This is a genomic window from Luteibacter sp. HAY1-4A (genome assembly GCF_056755355.1).
In genome coordinates this window covers 1-2536 of record NZ_JBNDHZ010000098.1, presented here as the reverse complement: position 1 = coordinate 2536, position 2536 = coordinate 1, and the positions used below count along the sequence as shown (strand labels likewise).

At 59.2% G+C, this 2536-nt stretch carries 1 protein-coding gene; it reads right to left on the bottom strand.

What is annotated here, in order from left to right:
- Window positions 1–2536, bottom strand: a 2536-nt coding sequence (locus ACPYOD_RS19050) for an RHS repeat domain-containing protein (RefSeq protein WP_481303257.1), incomplete at both ends; no start/stop codon positions are given.

Sequence of the window (2536 nt, the reverse complement as noted above, 5' to 3'; positions counted from 1 at the left end):
AGATAAATGTAGTTGGTACCCGTTCCTGTCGCCGGTTCGAACTGCCACATCAACCGCCCCGCGGCACTATAAGCGTAATACGTCGTTCCAGACGGCGTCGTTCTTTTCACACGATGGCCCGCGGCATCGTAGGCGTATGTACTCCTGTCCCCGAACGAGATCAAATGATTGGCCTGGTCGAAGGCGAGATTGTCCGCATCGCGTCCCACAAGATTGCCCCGTGCATCGTAACGGAACATATGGGTCTGGGTGCCGCCTGTCGTTATGGAACTCAGAAGGTTGAAAGGGTCGTAGTTGTATGTACTCGCGCCTGCCGCATTGGACAGGCTGCGAATATTGTCAAGCGTGTCGTATGTGTACGATTCGGTGCCCCACAGATTGCTGGCGGTCGCGGAGACAAGGCGATCGAGCCCGTCGTATCCCATGACCTTCGTACGTTGCCCGCCCGTGGCGCTGTCGCTTATGCGGGTGATGTTGCCATCCTCGTCGAATGCCATGGCCTGGGCGACTACCGGCGTGGTCCCCGCCGTATTGAATGTGAACTGGCCAATGGTGTCGCGCAGATTCTTGGTGCCTATGTAGGTGGCGCCGCTTCCCATCCGGTAGAACTGGATCGAGCCGTTCTGGAATATGGACAGGTCGGAGACGTAGCCTCCTACCATCGTGGGATGCCCCACGGCATCTGGGTTGAGGGCGACAATCTCGCCATTGGGATACGTTACGGAGCGCTCGACGCCGATGCCGTCATAGTCGTACGAGAGCGTCCAGTCATGTCCGTCGATGGACAAGTGTTCGGTCGTAAGCAATGCGCGCTTATTGCGGCCGAAGGTCCAGCTCGCCACGCCCGACACGGCGGTGGCCACATTTCCCAGCGGGTCGTAAGTGTAGGTTGTCGCGGGCGTCCCCGATGGATAAACCACCGATGTCACGCGGTTCACCGCGTCGTAGCTGCGGATCGTCTTTGCGGCGTCGGCTACAAGATCCTGCCCGCAGCCGGCGCCATTGAACGAGGCGCCTTGCACGCTCCAGACCTGGTTGTCGGCGTTGTCATAGGAGAGTATCTCGCTGCCTGATTCCGGCTCCCAACTGCGACATAGACGGTGTTCGTTGTCATAGGTCATCGTCTTGGAGATCGATAGCCCGGCGCCGCCCTGGGTAACCGACAAAGGATTGCCGTACGTGTCGCGGGCGATAACCTGTGTGACATTCTCCGGTGCCTCCACGCGCACCGGATTGCTCCAGTCCGGCTCGTCGAAGGCCTGGTAACTGGTGATGGTGAAGTGGCCTCTTGGCTCGGTGACCTGCCGGCGTGCGCCAGGAAGGTACTGCGATGTCGTGATCAAGTCGCCGATCTCCGAGGTATGGCGGGTTTGCGCGACTCGTCCCAGCACGTCATAGGTGGTCCCCTGGCCATTGCTCATCGAGGACAGCAGCGGTGCCCCGGTGAACCAGTACGATTGGTACGACACGCGGCCGGCCCAATCGTGGTCGGTACGGTTGCTGGAGTACAGGCCATTGTCGTTGCGATGGATGTCGTGGACGAAAGGCCGGAGCAGTGCGTCGTAATATGTTTGCTCAACCTTCGTTCCCTGCGCGAGCTGTCGTCGCCAATGAGCGCCGGTTATGCTTCTGTCTCCCGAAGGCATGAACTGGTAGGCGATATTGACGGTGTTCCAGGCTGTCGTGTCCCCGCCCGGATAGGTGACGCTCGACAGCCGGCCCATCGAATCGTAGCCATAGCTCGTTGCATCTCCTCTCTGATTAAGAACGCTCGTGATCTGGCCGAAGTCGTCCACGGCCAGAGTCTGGGACGTGTTATCGGGATAGACGAGGGAGCGCGGTACGCCGCGGTAATAGTTCTGCAGCGATGTTGTGTGGTTATTGCCGTCGGTGAAGCTTGCCAGCTGTCCCTGTGCGTTGTAGGTATAGCCCATTATCTTGCGGCCGAAGCGATATCTTTCCTGCAACGTCTGGTCGACAGGGCTGTAGACATATCGACTTACCGTTTCAGCCGCGGTGACATTGTCGGTCTGCGCCGGAAGTCCGATGACCCAGTGCGGGGCATCGTCGAAATAGGTATTGCGCTCCTGCACTCCGAAACCCGCACTGCTGAATCGTTGGATGTCGTGCGGCCGCCCGAATGCATCGAACGACAGGGCGTTCCACGTATAGGTGTCCCCGTCCTGCGTGATGATGCGCGAAGCCAGGGGGATCTTGTCCTTCATCGAGGCCGCATTGACAAAACCTTGTTCGGGGAACCCCCAAGGGTGGGGGTAGGTGCCCGCGCGACCGTCCGTTGCGGGATCCGGATTGACGTATCCGTACTGCACGAGACGCCGTCGCGTGCTGGTATCCGCGTCGGCGTCGAAAACCTCTTCGGAAAGCAGCTTTGCTTCCGAGTAGTCGTATCTATTGCTGAAGGTGCTCCTCTGCGCATGGCCGTCTGGATAGATCACCTTGGTCCAGACGGTGGAGGCGCACGTGTTGTTGCAGTTTTTCGACCAGCTCTCGTTGGCCGGAGAGTAGGTGTAAGACC